An 18,435-nucleotide genomic window follows, 5' to 3' on the forward strand; every position below is an offset into this window, starting at 1 on the left:
CTTAAACCTTTATTCCAAACCAGGTTTTGAGGTTTTTACTTCTCTCTATTTTTGGTAAAAGCGCCTCATAAATTCCGTGTGTACCGATAATTGCGGTAATCATCGATGCCAAAATACCGATACTCATGGTGATCGCAAAACCTTTGATAGGTCCCGTACCATATGCATAGAGCACTACCGCTGCGATAAGGGTCGTGATATTTGCATCCAAAATAGCACTCATAGCATTTTTATATCCTTGTTCAATCGCCTTTTTGATACTCACACCCTCTCTCAGCAGCTCTCGTATACGCTCATTGATAATGACATTTGCATCCACTGCCATACCGACCGTCAAAACGATACCGGCCATGCCAGGCAGCGTCAGCGTCGCTCCAAAAAGGGCCATAACACCGATAATCAAAAAGAGGTTGGCCACCAAAGCGATATCGGCAATGATTCCAGCAATTCCATAGTAAAAGATCATAAAAAGAACTACCAGCACAAAGCCGCTCACCAAAGCGATAAGACTTTGTCTGATACTGTCAGCCCCAAGACTTGGACCGATACTTCTTTTTTCTTCCATATACACAGGAGCCAAAAGAGCACCACTTCGAAGAGCGATGGCCACATCATGCGCTTCTGCTACTGTAAAACCACCACTGATCTGACCGCTTCCACCACCGATTCGCTCTCGAATCACAGGTGCAGAGTAGATTACATTGTCCAAAACAACAGCCAATCTTTTGCCAACATTTTTTGCTGTAAAATCACCAAAAATTCTTGCCCCTTCACTGTTGAGGGTAAAGTTGATTACCGGCTGATTGTTTTGATCAAATGCAACTCTGGCGTCCTTGATCATACTTCCATCAAGAATCGGAATCTCTTTGACAAGATATTTTCTACCGTGCCTGTCTTTGAGAATCACATCGCCATATTCTGCTGCCTCTTCTGGAGTCATCGTATCTACTCGAGCTTGTCTTGCTTCATCTACAGCCATCAACTGCAGATGGGCGGCTTTTGCGATAAGTTTTCGAACCCGCTGCTCCTGTTCAGGAGTTTTGATACCGGGAAGCTCCACCAAAATCTTGTCTTTTCCCTGCTTCGCTACAGTTGGCTCAGCCAAACCGAACTGGTCGAGTCTGTTTCGTATCGTATCGACTGCCTGTTTAATCGCATACTCTTTGATCGACTCAATCTCTTTTGGTGTCAATGTCAACGTATAGTGCAAACCCTCTTTTTTTATAACAATACCTGGCTCTTTTTGAATGAACTCTTCTATCTTTGGCGCATCGTCTTTATCCAAAAGGGTAAACTCGATTTTTTTATCGCCAATTTTCAGATCTTCGAGCAAAATATCGTTTTGTTCAGAAAAATACTTGATACTCGAAGCGATGCTTTTGATTTTTGACTCGATCGCCTTTTTCGTATCGACGCCAAGAAGCATATGGAGTCCACCTTGCAGATCAAGGCCCAGTGTGATTTTGGGACCGCTTTTGAGTCCCAATATGGATGGAACAGATAAAGCGATACCAACGATAAAAACGGCTACAAAAAGTACAAAGCGCCAATTCGTCCAACGCATGGATCAACTTTTCAGTTTTTTTGCAATGAAGCTTTTATCGATCTTTACTTCGGTATTGTCATCGATTTTTGCTTTGATAAAATCCTCTTCATTTTTCACCACTTCGGCTATAATACCACCAGAGGTGACGATCTTATCACCTTTTTTCAGGTTGTTGACCATCTCTTTATGTTTTTTTGCCTGCTGTTGCTGCGGTCTGATGATCAAAAAGTAAAAGATCGCAAAGATTATGATAAGGGGAAGGAGTGATCCGAGAATGTTCGCACCCTGTTGCTGCATGAAAGATCCTTTGTTTCAAAAATTTAGGGGATATTTTACCATTACTTTGTTAATAAAATCCTTTCTTATAGCACTCCTTTTTTCCCTTTTTCTTTTCTTGGACTATTTCGAAATGCACAGCACGTTCTTGACGTCATTTTTCGCATTGACAGCTTTTTATCTCCTGCTCAAACAAAGAAAGATTTTTTGGAGCGGATTTTTCATAGGTATCTTTTGGTTTTGGTGGATAGGACTCAGTTTTCGCTACTATGAACTGCACTGGATGATACCAATCATCATTTTTTTTGTAGGTTTCGTATATGGAGTCATTTTTCTATCAGGATATTTTTTAACGGACTGCTTTGCTTCTTTTTTTCCAAAATATTCTACGCACTTGCAAACACTTTTTCGGGCATCTTTTTTGCTAACGCTAAGCTACATTCGCCCCTTTGGCTTCAACTGGTTTATTCCAGAAATTGCTCTCGTGCCAACCTATTTTGCATTCGATAAGCTCTCTTTTGCCATGTTCCTTGTTATCTTGGTTCTTTTTATCCGTTTGAAAAAATGGTACCGCTTTCTTCCCCCTCTTGGACTTCTTTTGATCGTGCAACCGCACAATCCCGCACCGCTTGCTCCTGTGAAGATTGATCTTGTAACAACCCATATCCCTCAGTCCGTCAAATGGAATCCAAGATATAAAGAGAACATAATCGATAACAACTTCAAAGCCATCCACCAAGCTATTGAAAAAAAATATGACCTTGTAGTACTACCTGAAAGTGCATTTCCACTTTTTTTGGACCACGACCCCATTGTACTAGATCGCCTGCTTACACTCAGTCACAAAATAGCCATCGTCACGGGAGCCCTTTCATTTAAAAACGGAAAAAACTACAACTCCACCTATGTCTTAGTCAATGGGCGTTATACCATTATCGACAAAGTGATTCTCGTTCCTTTCGGCGAAGAGATACCTCTCCCGGATCCTCTCGCAAAATGGGTCAACGATCTCTTTTTCAATGGTGCCAGCGACTATCAACACGCAAAAAAACCTCATATTTTTACTATCAAGGGTGTAGCTTTTACAAATGCCATCTGCTATGAAGCGACACATCCTATCATCTATACCACTCCCACTCGCTACATCATCGCCATCTCGAACAATGCATGGTTTCTCCCTTCTTATGAGCCAAATTTACAAAATCTTATAATCAGATATTATGCTACAATACACAAAAAAGTGGTCTATCACGCAACAAATATCGCTAAGACAGAGGTTATTCGATGATTGCAAACAATATCACTGAACTCATAGGCAAAACGCCGCTTTTGAAAATAGAAAACAATATCTATGCGAAGTGCGAATTTAAAAACCCAGGTGGTAGCGTAAAAGACAGGATAGCTCTCAATATGATCCAAGAGGCCATGAACCGCGGAGAAATATCGCCAAAAACACCCATAGTCGAGCCAACAAGTGGCAATACTGGGATCGCCATAGCCATGATCGCGGCGGCTCTTGGCTTGCAAGCCATCATCGTCATGCCAGAATCGATGAGTATCGAAAGAAGAAAATTGATGCAATATCTTGGTGCAAAACTGATTTTGACTCCGGCCGAACAGGGGATGAAAGGCGCTATCGAAAAAGCATTGGAGCTCAAACGCCAAGGAGCTTTCATGCTCAATCAGTTCGAAAATCCAGACAACCCGGCGATGCATGAAAAAACCACAGGACCAGAAATCATACAAGAGTGTCCCGATATTGGAATATTCGTCGCAGGTGTCGGAACAGGCGGTACGATTACCGGTGTAGGACGTGCCTTAAAAAAGCATAATCCAAATGTAAAACTCGTCGCGGTGGAACCAAAAAAGAGTCCCGTTCTAAGTGGCGGTCATCCGGGAGTTCATAAAATCCAAGGTATTGGCGCCGGATTCATTCCAAAAATTGTCGACACTTCCCTTTTTAGTGAAATCATCCAAATAGAAGATGAAGAGGCGATTTTGACAAGCCAAGAACTTGCAAAAACGAAAGGGATTCTTGTAGGTATCAGTAGCGGTGCCAATATTGCCGCGGCCATGAAACTCGCCAAAAAGTATCCACACAAAAAAATCGTTACCGTTTTGTGTGATACGGCCGAGCGCTATCTCTCAACGGAGCTTTTCGGGTAGTGACACCACTCTTTTTTGAAACAGTCCGCATCAGGAATGGAGAGATATATCATATCCACTACCACAATCTCCGTCTCAACAGAACGATACAGCGCCATTTTCCCATGCGAAAGTCCATCGATTTAAGAGATTTTATAGACCCTCCACAAGAGGGACTTTACCGTTGCAAAATTATCTATTCAGATACAGTTCACTCAGTTGAATACTTCCCTTACAAAGCAAAAAGCTTCCATGCATTTACCCTTGTTCCTATTGATTTTGAGTACTCTTTTAAATATCTTGATCGCAAAAACATCGAGACAGTATCGACTTCGGTATCTACAGACGATGCTATTTTTGTCAAAGATGGCCTTTTAACGGACACTTCCATCGCCAATATCGCATTTTTGTATAAAAAGAGCTGGATCACTCCCAAAAAACCTCTGCTTCCAGGAACGACCCGAATGCGTTTGATGGAAGCGAGAAAATTGCAAGTAGCCGATATTGAAGTGGATGATCTTGAAAAATTTGAACAGATGGCGATAATGAATGCTATGATAGACTTTCTTCCCTTACAGGGTGTCACCATCCAATCCAAAAGGAGAATTTATGCTTTATGATCTGTTGCAAGATGAAGAGTTTAGTGTCATTTTAAAAAATCATGCGACTGACATCATCGAATATCTGTTTGAAAAAAACCAGGAGTTTGGTATATTGGTCGATTTGAATGCCGTCACTTTCGAGCCGATGCTGCCAGAAGAGATCTATAAGAATCTTCCAGAATTTACCCTCTTTCTTTTGATGAATTACACCTATGAAAGCGCGCATCTTGAAGATGGCCAACTCTCATTTGAAGCAGGGTTTGGTCCCCAAAATTTTGGATCTAAAGTTACTGTACCGATTGAAGCGATAGTTCAGATCATTGTAGACGAAACACCGATCTTCGTCAATCTAACCGCTTCCATCGCAAAAAAACCCAAACCCAAATCATCCATGGAGGCCCTGCTTTCCAATCCGGAAAACAGGCGTTTTTTAAAAAAAGAGGATTAGTGGCGCAATTTGAAAAGATGATCCACGATATTCATTAAAAATGGATCATTCTTTCGCTCTTTGAGATAGCAGATATAGAGTTTTCTTTTGATTTTAACGCCTTTGATTTTGGCTTCGAAAAGTCGTCCCTGTTTTACCTCATCCTCGATCGCATATCGCGAAATGATAGAAACGGTTGGATGCTCTTTATCCACAGGACTTCGTAAAATGGAATTGACAACTGCAGTGGAAGAACTCACTTCACTGATCACATTGAACTTTTTACAACTAAGCCCCAGATTCTCGAAAACTTCCGCAACCATCTTTCTTGTATGGCTCCCCTCTTCTCTACATATCCAGTTAAATTTGTAAAGCTCTTCTGGTCGAACATATTTTGGCAGTTTCGTATTACTAAATAGCACCAGTTCATCATCCATCCATTCGCGATAAACCAAACCCTCTTTCATAACGGGAGATTCGATGAGACCAAGATCATATTTTTTTTCCAATACGTTATCGACGATATTCTTACTTACATCGATCTGAAGCAATATATCGTTTTGTATGATCTTTTTGAGCTCGGGCAGTATTTGAGGCAAGATATAATTTCCTATCGTAAAAGAAGCACCAATGATGAACGTTATCTCTTTATTGATAATCTTCAGAAGTTCTTGCTCCGCATTTTGTATACATTTGGATATTCTTTGTACGATCTTGTAAACCTCTTCGCCCTCTTTCGTTAATCGCACCCCATTCTTTTTCCGCTCAATCAGCTTTGCGTCAAGCTGCTCTTCTAAAAACTTGATCTGCTGTGTCACTGCCGGCTGACTGATACCAAGCTTTGCACTCGCTTTTGAAAAACTACGCTCTTTTACAACCACCAAAAAGGTTTCTAATTTCGTAAAATCCTTTATCATTTCGATCCTCTTTGTAGAGATTTTTCACTTATCGTTATTATAACAACATTTTATAGAATTTTCAAAATAATAATCTTTTCCTATAATATTCCTCAAAACAGATTAAGTTCGTTATTTGATATAATAATTAATAAAATTAAAAGAAGTACTATGGAGAAAATTTTAGAAGATCTCAACGAAGCACAAAGGGAAGCCGCACAAACAGTAGACGGTCCCATACTGATATTAGCGGGAGCAGGGAGCGGAAAAACGAAAACGATAACGACGCGGCTCGCTTATCTCATCAGTCTAGGTATCGACCCGGCTTCCATCCTCACTCTAACATTTACCAACAAAGCGGCAAAAGAGATGAGAGAGCGGGCTCTGTCGATGCTCGATTCGGCCCTTTATCCTCCTTTACTTTGTACATTTCATAAATTTGGTCTACTTTTTTTAAAATTTCACATCGACAAACTGGATCGAGACAACAACTTCGTCATCATCGATACGGATGACAAAAAAAGAATCATCAAATCTTTCAAACCAGATCTCCCCGTCTCCTTAGTCGCAAGCGAAATCTCGAAATACAAAAATTCCCTTATCACTCCGGAAGAGGCCATAGCAAGTGCGAGACTTCCAAACTTTAAAAAAATTTCCAGTCTTTATAAAAGGTATCAAGACTACCTATTGGAAAACAATCTTGTGGATTTCGATGATCTTTTGGTACTGACCTATACTATTTTAGATCAAGATAAAGAGCTTTGCGAAACAATCAGCAACAAATATCAGTTCATCATGATCGACGAGTATCAAGATACGAATGAACTGCAAAACAGACTGGTACAAAAACTTTGCAGCCAACACAACAATATCTGCGTCGTGGGAGATGATGACCAAAGCATTTATGGATGGCGGGGCGCCAATGTCAAAAATATTTTGGAGTTTCCAAATCAATTTGACAATGTCAAAATCATCAAACTGGAAAACAACTATCGATCCACCAAAAAGATCCTTGAAGCGGCCAACAATTTAATTCAGCACAACAGAAACAGACTCGGCAAAAAACTTGTCTCCACCATGGATGATGGTCAAGATATCGAAATATTGGCATTGCATGACGAACAAGAAGAAGCACTGGAAATAGGCAAAAGAATACAAAAACTCATAGATGCAGGAGTAAGACCCAGTGAAATCGCCGTACTTTTTCGTATCAATGCACTCTCGCGCTCCATCGAAGAGGCTTTCAATAAACTCAAAATCAACTTTAAACTCGTCGGAGCCATCCGATTCTATGAACGGGCGGAAGTGAAAGATATCATTAGCTACCTTCGTATTATCACCAATCCGTGCGACGAGTTTTCCCTCAAACGCATCATCAATAGGCCAAAACGGGGTATCGGAAAAGCTACTTACGAAAAGCTTTTACAAAAAGCGAATGAGAAGGATGAATGTATCTTGGAGATGCTCTTGCATACAAGTGAAGAAGATCTAGCCCAAATCATCGGGAAAAAGAGTGCGAAAACCATTCTTGCATTCCTTCACAATCTCAAATATCTCAAAGAACTCAGCGAAGAGAGTCTTTATAACTTTCTGGAGGAATTCGACAGGACTCTCGGTATCAAAGAGTACTATCGAGCACTGCCTGACGGCTTGGAAAGAGTTGCAAATATAGACGAATTTTACGGAATGTTTCGTGACTACATCAAACAGAATCCTCAAAACTCTCTTGATGATTTCATCAACGATATCTCTTTACAGTCGGACCAAGACCAAATAGGCGGTGAAGCCGTCTCCATCATGAGCGTTCATGCCAGCAAAGGGCTTGAATTTGAACATCTTTTCGTCATCGGAATGGAAGAGGGATTTTTCCCTCTAACCGGTGATGGCTGCGACATCGAAGAGGAGCGTAGACTAGGATACGTGGCTATTACAAGAGCCAAAAGAGGTCTTGTCCTCTCCCATGTAAAAAGCAGATTTTACAAAGGACGAAGAGCGTATCTGGAGAAAAGTAGATTTTTGGGTGAAGCAGGTCTATGCAAATCAAGTATCAAAATAGAAAAAAGCGTTGGATTTAAAAAGGGCGATCTTGTCAAACATAAAATATTTGGCATAGGACGTGTCATTGGAGTCAGCAAAGCTGGACGGGAATTTAAACTCACTATCAACTTTTCCGGCCAGCAGCGCGATATTTTAAGCTCTTTCGTGGAGCGGGCATGAACCGACTTTTTGTCGCCTACAAACCTCCTTTTGTATCCTCAAACGCCTTTTTACACAAGATAAAAAAAAGGTATAGAGTCAAAAAGGCTGGGTTTTCCGGTACCCTCGATCCCTTTGCATGCGGTACGCTCATCATCGCATTTGGCGCATACACAAAACTTTTTCGTTTTTTGCAAAAATACCCTAAACGTTATCGGACCACTATCTGGCTTGGAGCTTCAAGTCCAAGCCTCGATATTGAAAAAATAGAATCGATCCAAGATGTTCCACCACTTGATGAACGAACAATCAAAGATATCATCAACTCATTTGTAGGAGAGTTTACCTATATCCCTCCCCTTTTCAGTGCCAAAAAGGTTGGCGGTAAAAGAGCGTATCACTTCGCAGCAAGAGGCAAACAGATCGACCTCAAACCCGTTACATCCACCATCGAAGAGATTAGCTTTGTGCACTATCGCCATCCATTTATCACATTTGAAGCAACTGTGAGCGAGGGAACGTATATTAGAAGTCTGGCTGAAGCGATTGCAAAAAAACTTGGATTTCCTGGAACACTTTCCTATCTCGAGAGGCTTGCGGAAGGAAAATTTGTCTACGAAAATGAAAACCCCCTCGATCCGGTACAATATCTTCGAACGAAGCAAAATTTTGTCAAAAAAAGCAAAGAGGCTATTTTTCATGGTGCAAAACTCACCATTGATGATCTTGCATATAAAGAAGATGGTGAATACCACATTCTATTCGACGATTTTTTTGCTATTATTCGCGTTGAGAAGAAAAAGGTGCGATATCTGCTCAATCAGATTCCAAGAAAGTATCAATGAAACGAAAAGCTCCAGCAAAAATCAATATTTTTTTAAAAATTGTCGGGACAAGAGGCAAATATCACGAAATCGCTTCACGGTTTATCCGATACGAGAAGCTTTTCGATGAGATCGCTTTTGTTCCAAGCAAACAAGAAGAGTTCACTATAGAAGGCATGAATATTCCTTTGCAATCCAATCTCATCTACAAAGCCTATACAAAACTTAAAGAATTCACACAAAACGGACAACTGGATGCGTTTTTCCAATCACATAAAGTGGTCTTGAACAAAAACATACCTGAGGGGGCCGGTCTAGGTGGAGGAAGCAGTGATGCGGCAACCTTTTTACTCATGACCAATGAGATACTCTCTTTAAAAATCGATCAAAAAGATTTGATGCATGTAGGTGCAACTGTGGGGGCGGATGTTCCTTTTTTCATTTCAAAACTGCCTGCGGCAAATGTAACGGGAATCGGAGAAGTAATCGAACCCTTAGAAGATGAGATTCCTGAAATAGAACTTTTTACACCTTCTGTACACTGTGACACCGCTGCAGTCTATACACATTTTCGACAAAACTTTTTAAACACCATCCAAAAAGAGGTAGCCAAAAAAATGCTACAAAAAACATCCAAAGAGATTGTACGAGAGTATACGCCACTTCAAGCAAACGATCTGTACAAAAGTGCAGTACAAATTTGCCCTGTACTGCAAAAATATCAAGAAAAATATTTTCTTAGCGGTAGCGGAAGCAGCCTATTTAGGGAGAAACAATGAAAGTCATAGCCACCAACAAAAAAGCCTTTCACGATTTTGAGATTCTTGAAAGATATGAAGCCGGTCTTGTTCTACAGGGCAGCGAAGTCAAAGCGATTCGAGCCGGACGAGTCAATCTCAAAGATAGTTTCGTTAAATTTGTCAAAGGAGAGCCTTTCGTATTTGGCATGCATATCTCTTACCTCGATTCTGCCAATCCACATTTCAGACCGGATGAAAAAAGGCCAAGAAAGCTTCTTTTGCACAAAAAGGAGATCGATAAACTTATAGGAAAAACAAGTGAAAAAGGGTATACTATCGTACCTTTAAAACTCTATTTCAATAAAAAAAATATTGCAAAACTGGAAATTGGCCTTGCAAAAGGAAAAACACTCCACGATAAACGTGAGAGTCTCAAGAAAAAAATAATGGATAGAGAAGCCCGTGCCGCAATGAAAGAGTATCGATAACGGAGAGTATATGGAAAATCAAAAAAGATGCCAGATTCTTGGAAAAATAGAGCAAGATATTCGATTGACAAAAGAGGATCTCAAAGAGATAGGCTTCATTGTCAAAAAAGTTGTCAGTTTTATGGTCAAAAACGATATCTTGATGACTCCAGAAAATTATGCACGATGGTTTGAACTTTTTTGCTACGTACAAGAGAACGATCTAACATTGAGCGATAGCGAAATACTCCAGTACTATAAACAGCTTTTTCAAAAAAACCCAAAAAAAGTACATGAAATAGAGGATGAAGAGATCCATACCAAACTCAAATCCATAGCCAGTAGTATAGAAGAGAAGCTCTCTCAAATCATCTCTACCATCGATACACATAACGATACATTACAAGATAAAACAGAAGCGTTACAAGAAAAAGAGCATCAAGCAGCAGATCCGGAAATTTTAAAATATCTTAAAGAGATTCTTCAAAACTTGGAAGAATTAAGAATGGAAAACTCCCAGCTCAACGAGCAACTCAAAAAATATTATGAAGAGATCAATCATCTGCGAAGGGAACTCAGGGATACGAAAAACAAAGCCGAATTTGATTATTTGACAGAACTTTTCAACAGGCGCAAATTTGAAGAGTATTTTCATAAACTCCTGAAAGAGTTCAATGAAGGAGAAGGGAAACCTTTTTCTCTCATTATTCTTGATATCGACGATTTCAAGCAAATCAACGATACATATGGCCATCTTTTGGGGGATGAAGTACTAAAAAATCTCTCCAGCCTCATCAAGACATTCCTCCACTCTGCCCATATTCCCGCACGTATCGGTGGAGAAGAGTTCGCGATTTTGCTTCCGGAAACTCCTTTGGATGAAGCGAAAACCATTGCTGAGCGGCTACGAAAAACGGTAGAAAACAGGACCATACCCATAGCAGAAGGGGATCTGAATTTCACCGTAAGTATCGGCGTTGCCCAGGTCCAAAAAGGAGATACGATGGATTCGTTACTCAAAAGAGCAGATGAAGCGTTGTACGAGGCAAAAAGAAATGGAAAGAATATGGTGATAGCCAAATGAGTAAAAAGCTTCATGTAGTATCCTTAGGATGTACCAAAAATCTTGTCGATACGGAAGTGATGCTCGCTCGACTGCCCGAGTATGAGATAACGCAAATCCCTGAGGAAGCTGATCTTATCATCGTCAATACCTGCGGTTTCATAGGTCCTGCAAAAGAGGAGAGCCTGCAAACCGTTTTTGATCTGCACAGCAGAAGAAAAAAAGACTCTACCCTCGTTATGGCGGGATGCCTCAGTGAACGATACAAAGAGGAACTCCAAAAAGAGATGCCAGAAGTGGATATTTTCACCGGAGTTGGCGATTACGCCAAGATCGATGAGTTGATTAGCCAGAAAAAAAGCAGTTTCAGCGATCAAGTCTATCTTATCCGATCCGAAGAGCGAATCATTACCGGCTCAAACTATCACGCCTACATCAAACTGAGCGAAGGGTGTAACCAGCAGTGCAGCTTCTGTGCCATACCTTCATTCAAAGGAAAACTCCAATCCCGTCCTATCGAAGATATCGTTCAAGAAATCAAAAACCTTGTGGCGAAAGGATACAAAGATTTCACTTTCGTCTCGCAAGACAGTAGCTCGTACTTGAGAGATTTCGGCATCCAGGAGAGTTTGGTGGATTTGATCCATGCGGTGGAAGAGATAGAGGGGATTATGAGTGCCAGAATTCTCTACCTCTATCCATCCACAACAACACCAAAAATGATCGATGCGATTGCAAACTCTCCTGTTTTTGTCAACTACTTCGAGATGCCTATACAGCATATCAGTGATTCTTTGCTTAAAAAGATGAAAAGAGGCATAGGAGCACAAAAGACAAAAGAGCTGCTTTATGCAATGCGGGCAGTTCCGGAGAGTTTTCTTCGAACGAGTCTTATCGTCGGTCATCCGGGCGAAAGCGAAGAAGATTTTCACGAACTTGTGGAGTTCTTGGAAGATTTTGAATTTGACAGGATCAATCTCTTTGCCTATAGCGATGAAGAGGGAACAAAAGCGTATGAAATGGAAGAGAAGATTCCACAAGAAGTGATAGAAGAGCGTCTGGCAATTTTGGATGCGATTGTGAAAAAACAGCAGATGAAAAGTCTCGAAAAAGATCTTGGCAAAACGGTTGAGTGCTATCTCGATGGAACGAGCGAAGAGAGCGAACTGCTTTTGAGTGGGCGTAAAAAGATATGGGCTCCCGAAGTTGACGGAGAGATTTTGATCAACGATAGCGAAATAGATAATCTTCAAATCGGTAATCTGTACAAAGTTCATATCAATGAGCGTTTAGGAGACAAGCTGGTTGGAACTGTCAGGGCTTGACCTATTACAAGGGAAAAAAAATCTTCTCGCTTTTTCAGCAGGAATCGATTCTACCGCTCTTTTTTTCCTTTTGCTGGAGAGAAATATCGATTTTGATATTGCTATCGTCGATTACGGACTTCGATCCCAAAGCAAGGATGAAGTGGCATACGCCGTTGAACTGGCAAAAAAATATACAAAAAAGATCTATACAAAACAGGTAACCATAAAGCCTCCATCTGTTGAAGAAAAAGCACGAAATGTCCGATACCAGTTTTTCGATGAGATTATCCAACAAGAGGGATACCACAATCTCCTTACTGCCCACCAGCTCAATGATCAACTGGAATGGTTTTTGATGCAGCTTGGCAAAGGAGCAGGTCTATGCGAACTTGTCGGTATGGATATTGTCACAAACCGCAAGGGTTACAAGATCGTTAGACCACTGCTCTTTGTCCAAAAATCTGAACTGAAAAGCTATCTTGAGACCAAAAAAATCCCCTATTATATAGATGAGAGTAATTTGCAAGACTCTTATTTTCGAAATTATATACGGCACAATTTCGGTGATCCTTTCATGAAGCGTTTCGGTGATGGCATCAAAAAAAGCTTTCATTACCTTTTGGAAGATAAAAAAATCTTAGAAGAGAAGATACAAATCCACAGCTACAAAGAGCTCTATTTCGCCACCAACACACACAATGACTATATGAATAAAAGAATTCTTGATCGGCTTTTTAAAAAACTTGGCTATCTGCTCAGCAGTGCGCAAAAAGAGGAGATTCTCAGACAAAAGGAGGGCGTCATCGCTTCGAAATATGCATTTGCCATAACACAAGAGTGGATTATCGTTGCGCCTTTCGTACAAAAAAAGATGGATAAAAAAAGCAAAGAAGTTTTGAGAAAAGCAAAAATCCCCAAATCTCTTCGAGGATATATACTTAGTGCTTCGATTCCTGCTGATTTTTTCCAAACGTATACAGACCGATAACAAAAGAGGTCTCTATCGCTTCATCAACTCTTTGAAAAGAGAGCGGATAATCTATCATAATTGGAAGATGCTGTTTTTGCCAAGACTCAACAAGACTGTAGAGTGCTTTAGGAGAAATGATTTTGGCTGTCACTGCATAACGGGTGATATTGTACTCTTCATATTGATCCGTACCTATTTTTTCGATATGTAAAAGATGTACTTTTTTCTTGATAGAGGCAATCGCTTTCTCTTTCGTTACAGGCTCTAGATACCCCTCCCTCTCTTTGTACTTTTTTAGTTCACTCTCAAGATATTCTCTGTTTTGTTTAGCATAATCGAGAAGAACTTTGTGCGTTTTATATTTCTCTTTTAAACGAACCAGTCTATCCAGATCCGGGGTAATAATAAAACTCACAGCAATATAAAGACCGACTAAGAGTCCCAAAATCATCAAAAGTTTCATGAGCAAGGAGGTGCTTATTTTATCCAGCATAAACCCCTCCTTTGTACACTGCTTTGAAGTAGATTGTTTGCCCTTTTCTTCTATGTATAATCTTTCCCTCGATAAAGCGGCTTCTGAGTTTTACATCCATCCTTTTTATTTCTATAGCAGAAGTGCTGATACCTTCAAGTATCAGAGAATCTTTTCCAAACTCGGCACGCAATAGATAGGTATGGTCTCCAACAAGGTCAAAAACTTCCCGAACTCTCTCCATGACCATTTTGTTGTGTTCATTCAAACTCTTCACGATAGGAGTGATTTTCGCCAATCGCATCAGTTTCACTTTCATCTCATTGTTTTCGTTTCCTATCCTCTCCTCTTGGGTGATTATCTTCTCGACTTTTTCGGAATAGCTTTTGATCGAATTGCGTAGGTACCACTCATATAGTCCCAAAGCTATGGCAATCAACAGTGCGACGATAAAAAAATAGAGATTCCATCGACTCTTCTTTGTTGGCTCTTCTTTTGTTTTCTCACCTTCACTCTCTTCAATGACCTCTTGTTTGACTTCACTTTCCAAAGGCTTAAAAAGAAAGTTTTCATTTTGGCAGATCTCGTTCGCGTTTGGCTCTATCTCATCGACATCTAAAAGCAATGCCTCTTGCAACTCTTCTTTATCGATCCTCTTTTCGACAAATGAAACTATTTTGATCCGTTCGATAAAGAAACTGCCCTCTTGTTCATAAAAATGGTGTAAAAACGCTTCAATGCCCTTTTGCAGATCTTCCGTAGCGTCGTGAATCTCGTGATATAAAAGATTCTCTCCATCAAAGACGGCATAATAGTTGTAGTTTTCCAAAAGAGCGAGATAGAGCGTATTTTTCTCTTTTGATTGTTGATAGTAGTACCACAATGCACTAAAAGGAGAGACAACGGGCGTATGAAGGGATTCAAGCACCTCTTTTGGAATGGAGATACCCCATGAACCATGTGAAATCGTATTGAGATCTTGTGAAGAGATCTCGTGGATCGGCTCTTGATTGGCGCTATCTATGAGGATACATGTTGGCTCCACCCGCCTCCCTTTTACAGCTCGTTGCTATATTGTAGCATTTGCTTCTTTATATATGCTTTAGCTTCGCCTTCGCTCATATCATCTACCGTTAACGGTTGTCGGACATAAAAAGTGAGTTTTGAAAAAGGTTTTGGAATCATAAATCGATCCCAACTGCCAAGTTGCCAAAAACGATTGGCACTATAATGGAAAACGACGATAGGAGCCTGCATTTTTTGCGCTAACGCAACAATTCCTGGAGCCACGCTATGTCTTGGTCCTCGCGGTCCATCAGGAGTGATGGCGATATCATATCCGGCTTTCATTTTTTTCATGGCAGATATCATAACTCTAGCCCCACCCTTTTTCGTAGAGCCTCGTATAGATTCCAAACCAAAATGGCGTATCGTTTTTGCAATAAGTTCTCCATCGAAATGCTCACTGATCATAACAGCGATAGGATGATTTTGTCTTATTTTTTTATATAAAAAAGGCATCATCAAAAGCTCACCGTGCCAAAAGGCAACGATGAAAGGTTTTTGAGGGAGTTCCCCTTCTATAATGAACTCTTTTTTGCAAGTAAGATAAAGCAAGCGTATAAAAAATGCGCCTATGGGAGGGAGAAGGAGAGAGAAAATTTTTCTTTTTGTCTCTTTTTTCATAAACGTTAGCCTACAAGCTCTCCTTCAAGAGACAATCTTCCAGGTTTTGTGATCCGTACACTTTTAAACTCACCCAGCAGCTCCTCACTTCCTTTCACCTTCACAATCCAGTTGTTGTCCGTTCGGCCCGCTACATATCCTCCAGGTTTGAGTTCTTCAAAATAGACTTCGTACACTTTGTCTTTTTCTTGCTCACTGATACTGTCAAGCATCTGTAGATGAAGGTCTTGCAAATAGGATAGCCTTCTACTCGCTACTTCATCAGGAATCTGATTTTCGTAATCTTTTGCAGGAGTCAATGGCCTTGGGGAGTACTTGAAACTGAAAATCTGCTCAAATCGCACCTTTTGAACCACATCGATCGTATCGGCAAAATCCTCTTCGCTCTCCCCCGGAAAACCGACGATAATATCCGTCGAGATATGAACCTCCGGGACCATCTCGCGAAGCTTCATAGCCCTATCCAAAAACCACTCTTTCGTATATCCTCTCTTCATATCCCGAAGCACTTTCGTACTGCCACTTTGCAAAGGCATATGCATCGATTTACAGATTTTTGGGTTTGTAGCAAACTCTTGTAAAAATTTATCATCCATATGCAAAGGATGGGGTGATGTAAAACGTATTCTTCGCACTCCATCGATCTCACTCACCATTCGCAAAAGATCGGTGAAGTCTACTTTTCTTGCTTTGTCACTAAAACTTCTTCCATAGTTGTTGACATTTTGCCCTAGCAAAAATATCTCTTTGGCTCCCGTATCAACCGCTCTTCGAACTTCTTGGAGTATGAGTTCGGGCGGGATGGAAATCTCTTCACCTCTTGTATTTGGAACGATACAGAATGTACATTTTTTATCGCATCCTATGGAGATGTTGATAAACGCTTTATAAGGAGACGTTCGAAAATCGCTGAATGCATAGGTACTCTCGTCATAATCAATATCGACCTCGACCGCTTTTTCTTGTTTGATGACATCTCTTATCTTTGAAACATTTCTTGCACCCAGAACAAAACTCACATAGGGTGCTTTTTTGATAATCTCTTCTCCTAAATGGCTCGCTGTGCAACCGCAAACACCAATCTTTGCACCCTCTTTTTTCTTTTTATTGAAATATCCGATTTCACTAAAGAGCTTGTGAACCGGCTTCTCTCTGACAGAACAGGTATTGATCAAAATAAGATCGGCTTCTTGGAGATTTTGCGTAAGCTCGTAATCCTCTTTTTGAGTAAGTTCTGCAATGATATGTTCGCTATCGCGAACATTCATTGCACATCCTAAAGTTTCGATATAGAGTCGCTTTTTCATGCTAATATATGCACCTCATAGATATAGTCATTCTCATCCAAACCATATTTGACTTCTCGAAAATAGACGCTATAGCCTTTTTCTTCAAAGTGTTCGACAAGTTCTACTAGATCCTTATGGGAGTTTTCCCTGTCAAAATAAAATATCTTGTTTCCCTCTTTTTGTACCGCTTCTTCTATTTTTTCCACACTGATCGTTTTTGGTTTGCCACTCAGCTCCTGACGTGCAAGTTTGAGTTCCATCCTATCCCTTTTGTTCTGTTTATTGAAGTGAGATATTATATCAAAATTTTTAACTATTATAAGATAACCTTAATGGTTTCTAAAGTTATATTTCAGTAAAATACCGTAACTTCAAATTCTCCTTCAAAAAAATCACAAAAGGTTTGAAATCATATGGAAAAAATAGTCGATATTATAGATTCTATTGCCCATGAAAAAGGGCTGCCAGTCGAACAAGTCAAAGAGGCGATTCAAAAAGCATTTGAAAATACGGCGAAAAAAGTTCTCGGAGAAGATCTGGAATTCGAAGCAGAAATCGATCCAGATACAAAATCGATTAAGGTTTTTCAAAAAATTTTGGTCGTAGAAGATGGGGATGAACGGGCAACGCAAGAACCGGAGCGTTACATTACCCTCTCTGAAGCCAAAGAGATAGATCCCAATGTAGAAGTGGGCGATGAGCTGCGTTATCCTGTGGAATTCGAAAAACTTGGCAGAACGGCAGCCATGCGTTTGCATAACGAGATAGAGTTTCATATCCAACGCCTTATGGAACAGCAGCTCTTTGAAAAATATAAACAAAGAATAGGTACCATCATCAGTGGTACCGTAACACGTGTGGATGAAGAAGAGAACACCTATGTAGAAATTGATGAAGTCAAAGGGATACTTCCTAAAAGATATCGCATCAAAGGCGAGTTCTTTAAACCGGGAGATGTGGTCAAAGCAATATTGAAGCGTGTAGTTTTTGACAAAATCAACGGCATCTACTTGGAACTTTCACGAACAACACCAAAATTTTTGGAAGAGCTTTTGAAACTGGAAGTCCCTGAAATCAAAGACGGACTCGTTACAATCGAAAAAGTTGCAAGAATCCCAGGTGAAAGGGCAAAAGTTGCGGTCAACTCCCACAGCCCGAAAATCGATCCAGTAGGAGCCTGCGTGGGTGTCAGAGGGGTTCGCATCAATGCAGTAAGCAAGGAGCTTCGAGGCGAAAACATTGACTGCATCGAATATTCGCCTATCCCTGAAATTTTTGTAGCAAGAAGCCTCTCGCCTGCCATTATCACTTCCGTAAAAATTGAGGGAGACAAAGCTATCGTCACCCTTCCTAGTGATCAAAAAAGTAAAGCTATCGGGAAAAGTGGTATCAATATACGTCTCGCTTCCATGCTTACAGGCTATGAAATAGAACTGATCGAAACCGAAGGATCAGCTGAAAAAGGAAGCGAAACAGAAGAGAAAAAAGAGGAGCCAACAATCACCCTACAAGATCTTTTCAAAGAATAG

At 40.4% G+C, this 18,435-nt stretch carries 20 protein-coding genes; 12 read left to right on the forward strand and 8 right to left on the reverse strand.

Annotated elements, in window-relative coordinates; all coding sequences use genetic code 11:
• Position 1: 1 nt before the first annotated feature.
• Both secD and yajC read right to left on the reverse strand, forming a co-directional pair.
• Entirely contained in the window at positions 2 to 1,564 is a 1,563-nt protein-coding gene (gene secD / locus NIS_RS07830) for a protein translocase subunit SecD (RefSeq protein ID WP_012082836.1), read from the reverse strand.
• Between the two features lie 3 nt (positions 1,565 to 1,567).
• Positions 1,568 to 1,843 carry a preprotein translocase subunit YajC gene (gene yajC, locus NIS_RS07835; RefSeq protein WP_012082837.1) on the reverse strand — a complete coding sequence of 92 codons (276 nt, stop codon included), beginning with the start codon at positions 1,841 to 1,843 and terminating at the stop codon, positions 1,568 to 1,570.
• Between yajC and NIS_RS07840 the strand changes: the two genes are divergently transcribed.
• The 4 genes from NIS_RS07840 to NIS_RS07855 are packed head-to-tail and all read left to right on the forward strand — an operon-like array spanning position 1,821 to position 5,017.
• Positions 1,821 to 3,110, forward strand: a complete 1,290-nt coding sequence (locus NIS_RS07840) for an apolipoprotein N-acyltransferase (protein ID WP_158297283.1) — start codon at positions 1,821 to 1,823, stop codon at positions 3,108 to 3,110. The two genes, yajC and NIS_RS07840, sit on opposite strands and share 23 nt — an antisense overlap.
• Positions 3,107 to 3,988 (forward strand): cysteine synthase A, encoded by an 882-nt coding sequence (cysK, locus tag NIS_RS07845; RefSeq protein ID WP_012082839.1) that lies wholly within the window; start codon positions 3,107 to 3,109, stop codon positions 3,986 to 3,988. The genes NIS_RS07840 and cysK overlap by 4 nt, the downstream gene beginning before the upstream one ends.
• Complete coding sequence (locus tag NIS_RS07850; protein ID WP_012082840.1) at positions 3,988 to 4,587, forward strand: aminotransferase class IV; 600 nt, start codon at positions 3,988 to 3,990, stop codon at positions 4,585 to 4,587. Before cysK ends, NIS_RS07850 begins: the two co-directional genes overlap by 1 nt.
• Positions 4,577 to 5,017, forward strand: coding sequence for a hypothetical protein (locus NIS_RS07855; RefSeq protein ID WP_012082841.1), 441 nt, complete (start codon positions 4,577 to 4,579; stop codon positions 5,015 to 5,017). Before NIS_RS07850 ends, NIS_RS07855 begins: the two co-directional genes overlap by 11 nt.
• Here the strand turns inward: NIS_RS07855 and NIS_RS07860 are convergent.
• A complete protein-coding gene (locus tag NIS_RS07860) occupies positions 5,014 to 5,913 on the reverse strand; it encodes a LysR family transcriptional regulator (protein ID WP_012082842.1) in 900 nt (299 codons plus the stop codon). The genes NIS_RS07855 and NIS_RS07860 overlap by 4 nt on opposite strands.
• Positions 5,914 to 6,063: 150 nt before the next feature.
• Here NIS_RS07860 and NIS_RS07865 point away from each other — a divergent pair, with 150 nt between their 5' ends.
• The 7 genes from NIS_RS07865 to tilS are packed head-to-tail and all read left to right on the forward strand — an operon-like array spanning position 6,064 to position 13,477.
• A complete protein-coding gene (locus NIS_RS07865; protein WP_012082843.1) occupies positions 6,064 to 8,109 on the forward strand; it encodes an ATP-dependent helicase in 2,046 nt (681 codons plus the stop codon).
• On the forward strand, positions 8,106 to 8,933 hold the full coding sequence (truB, locus tag NIS_RS07870; RefSeq protein WP_012082844.1) for a tRNA pseudouridine(55) synthase TruB: 828 nt from the start codon (positions 8,106 to 8,108) through the stop codon (positions 8,931 to 8,933). Before NIS_RS07865 ends, truB begins: the two co-directional genes overlap by 4 nt.
• Positions 8,930 to 9,691 carry a 4-(cytidine 5'-diphospho)-2-C-methyl-D-erythritol kinase gene (locus NIS_RS07875; RefSeq protein WP_012082845.1) on the forward strand — a complete coding sequence of 254 codons (762 nt, stop codon included), beginning with the start codon at positions 8,930 to 8,932 and terminating at the stop codon, positions 9,689 to 9,691. The genes truB and NIS_RS07875 overlap by 4 nt, the downstream gene beginning before the upstream one ends.
• Entirely contained in the window at positions 9,688 to 10,140 is a 453-nt protein-coding gene (smpB, locus tag NIS_RS07880; RefSeq protein WP_012082846.1) for an SsrA-binding protein SmpB, read from the forward strand. Before NIS_RS07875 ends, smpB begins: the two co-directional genes overlap by 4 nt.
• Before the next feature lie 10 nt (positions 10,141 to 10,150).
• Positions 10,151 to 11,203: a GGDEF domain-containing protein gene (locus NIS_RS07885; RefSeq protein ID WP_012082847.1), complete on the forward strand. Its 1,053-nt coding sequence runs from the start codon at positions 10,151 to 10,153 to the stop codon at positions 11,201 to 11,203.
• Complete coding sequence (rimO, locus tag NIS_RS07890) at positions 11,200 to 12,507, forward strand: 30S ribosomal protein S12 methylthiotransferase RimO (protein ID WP_012082848.1); 1,308 nt, start codon at positions 11,200 to 11,202, stop codon at positions 12,505 to 12,507. The genes NIS_RS07885 and rimO overlap by 4 nt, the downstream gene beginning before the upstream one ends.
• Entirely contained in the window at positions 12,488 to 13,477 is a 990-nt protein-coding gene (gene tilS / locus NIS_RS07895) for a tRNA lysidine(34) synthetase TilS (RefSeq protein WP_012082849.1), read from the forward strand. Before rimO ends, tilS begins: the two co-directional genes overlap by 20 nt.
• On the opposite strand, the gene NIS_RS07900 is transcribed toward tilS, so the two are convergent.
• The 5 genes from NIS_RS07900 to NIS_RS07920 are packed head-to-tail and all read right to left on the reverse strand — an operon-like array spanning position 13,428 to position 17,166.
• Entirely contained in the window at positions 13,428 to 13,952 is a 525-nt protein-coding gene (locus NIS_RS07900) for a hypothetical protein (RefSeq protein WP_012082850.1), read from the reverse strand. The genes tilS and NIS_RS07900 overlap by 50 nt on opposite strands.
• The gene (locus NIS_RS07905) at positions 13,942 to 14,976 is read right to left on the reverse strand and encodes a hypothetical protein (protein ID WP_012082851.1); all 1,035 of its coding nucleotides are present in this window, start codon (positions 14,974 to 14,976) and stop codon (positions 13,942 to 13,944) included. Before NIS_RS07905 ends, NIS_RS07900 begins: the two co-directional genes overlap by 11 nt.
• Before the next feature lie 11 nt (positions 14,977 to 14,987).
• Complete coding sequence (locus NIS_RS07910) at positions 14,988 to 15,617, reverse strand: lysophospholipid acyltransferase family protein (protein WP_012082852.1); 630 nt, start codon at positions 15,615 to 15,617, stop codon at positions 14,988 to 14,990.
• Between the two features lie 5 nt (positions 15,618 to 15,622).
• Positions 15,623 to 16,924 (reverse strand): tRNA (N6-isopentenyl adenosine(37)-C2)-methylthiotransferase MiaB, encoded by a 1,302-nt coding sequence (miaB, locus tag NIS_RS07915; protein ID WP_012082853.1) that lies wholly within the window; start codon positions 16,922 to 16,924, stop codon positions 15,623 to 15,625.
• Positions 16,921 to 17,166 (reverse strand): HP0268 family nuclease, encoded by a 246-nt coding sequence (locus tag NIS_RS07920; RefSeq protein ID WP_012082854.1) that lies wholly within the window; start codon positions 17,164 to 17,166, stop codon positions 16,921 to 16,923. Before NIS_RS07920 ends, miaB begins: the two co-directional genes overlap by 4 nt.
• Positions 17,167 to 17,319: 153 nt before the next feature.
• Here NIS_RS07920 and nusA point away from each other — a divergent pair, with 153 nt between their 5' ends.
• Complete coding sequence (gene nusA, locus NIS_RS07925) at positions 17,320 to 18,435, forward strand: transcription termination factor NusA (RefSeq protein WP_012082855.1); 1,116 nt, start codon at positions 17,320 to 17,322, stop codon at positions 18,433 to 18,435.

Source organism: Nitratiruptor sp. SB155-2, from assembly GCF_000010325.1.
GTDB lineage: Bacteria > Campylobacterota > Campylobacteria > Campylobacterales > Nitratiruptoraceae > Nitratiruptor.

Excerpts from the sequence above, each read along its gene's own strand:
- truB (WP_012082844.1), top strand. The coding sequence starts at position 8,106 with ATGAACCGACTTTTTGTCGCCTACAAACCTCCTTTTGTATCCTCAAAC.
- NIS_RS07865 (WP_012082843.1), top strand. The coding sequence starts at position 6,064 with ATGGAGAAAATTTTAGAAGATCTCAACGAAGCACAAAGGGAAGCCGCA.
- rimO (WP_012082848.1), top strand. The coding sequence starts at position 11,200 with ATGAGTAAAAAGCTTCATGTAGTATCCTTAGGATGTACCAAAAATCTT.
- miaB (WP_012082853.1), bottom strand. The coding sequence starts at position 16,924 with ATGAAAAAGCGACTCTATATCGAAACTTTAGGATGTGCAATGAATGTT.
- NIS_RS07910 (WP_012082852.1), bottom strand. The coding sequence starts at position 15,617 with ATGAAAAAAGAGACAAAAAGAAAAATTTTCTCTCTCCTTCTCCCTCCC.
- NIS_RS07885 (WP_012082847.1), top strand. The coding sequence starts at position 10,151 with ATGGAAAATCAAAAAAGATGCCAGATTCTTGGAAAAATAGAGCAAGAT.
- NIS_RS07840 (WP_158297283.1), top strand. The coding sequence starts at position 1,821 with ATGTTCGCACCCTGTTGCTGCATGAAAGATCCTTTGTTTCAAAAATTT.
- NIS_RS07920 (WP_012082854.1), bottom strand. The coding sequence starts at position 17,166 with ATGGAACTCAAACTTGCACGTCAGGAGCTGAGTGGCAAACCAAAAACG.
- yajC (WP_012082837.1), bottom strand. The coding sequence starts at position 1,843 with ATGCAGCAACAGGGTGCGAACATTCTCGGATCACTCCTTCCCCTTATC.
- NIS_RS07860 (WP_012082842.1), bottom strand. The coding sequence starts at position 5,913 with ATGATAAAGGATTTTACGAAATTAGAAACCTTTTTGGTGGTTGTAAAA.
- NIS_RS07900 (WP_012082850.1), bottom strand. The coding sequence starts at position 13,952 with ATGCTGGATAAAATAAGCACCTCCTTGCTCATGAAACTTTTGATGATT.
- nusA (WP_012082855.1), top strand. The coding sequence starts at position 17,320 with ATGGAAAAAATAGTCGATATTATAGATTCTATTGCCCATGAAAAAGGG.
- cysK (WP_012082839.1), top strand. The coding sequence starts at position 3,107 with ATGATTGCAAACAATATCACTGAACTCATAGGCAAAACGCCGCTTTTG.
- NIS_RS07875 (WP_012082845.1), top strand. The coding sequence starts at position 8,930 with ATGAAACGAAAAGCTCCAGCAAAAATCAATATTTTTTTAAAAATTGTC.
- secD (WP_012082836.1), bottom strand. The coding sequence starts at position 1,564 with ATGCGTTGGACGAATTGGCGCTTTGTACTTTTTGTAGCCGTTTTTATC.
- smpB (WP_012082846.1), top strand. The coding sequence starts at position 9,688 with ATGAAAGTCATAGCCACCAACAAAAAAGCCTTTCACGATTTTGAGATT.
- NIS_RS07855 (WP_012082841.1), top strand. The coding sequence starts at position 4,577 with ATGCTTTATGATCTGTTGCAAGATGAAGAGTTTAGTGTCATTTTAAAA.